Below are 427 nucleotides of genomic sequence, written 5' to 3'. Positions count from 1 at the left end.
ACGAGGCGGCGCTGGACGCCTGGATGCGCGCCCACGTCTCGGGATACGCCGGCCCGCTGACGGTGCGACAGTTCAAGGGCGGCCAGTCGAACCCGACCTATGAGTTGGTGACGCCCTCGGCCGCCTATGTGCTGCGTCGCAAACCGCCCGGCGTCCTGTTGCCCAGCGCCCACGCCGTCGACCGCGAGTTTCAGGTCATCTCGGCTCTGGCCGCGCAAGGCTTCCCCGTCGCCAAGCCGCAGGCCCTATGCCTGGACGAAACCGTCATCGGCTCGATCTTCTATGTGATGGACAAGGTCGAGGGTCGGATCTTCTGGGATTTGAAACTGCCCGGCCTGACGCCCGCCGAGCGCCGCGCCGTCTACGAAGCCCAGACGGACACGTTGGCCCGTCTGCACGCCTTCGATCCGGCCGCCATCGGCCTGGG

The 427-nt window shown here is 67.9% G+C and carries 1 protein-coding gene; it reads left to right on the top strand.

Annotation, left to right across the window (positions count from 1 at the left end; genetic code table 11):
• On the top strand, nt 1-427 hold a 427-nt coding region (locus B3T77_RS00840), incomplete at both ends, for a phosphotransferase (protein WP_292076181.1).

Source organism: Brevundimonas sp. UBA7838 (assembly GCF_002500885.1).
Classification (GTDB): domain Bacteria; phylum Pseudomonadota; class Alphaproteobacteria; order Caulobacterales; family Caulobacteraceae; genus Brevundimonas; species Brevundimonas vesicularis_C.
The sequence above is the reverse complement of the archived record's forward strand: the minus strand, read 5'-3'. Positions and strand labels throughout refer to the sequence as shown.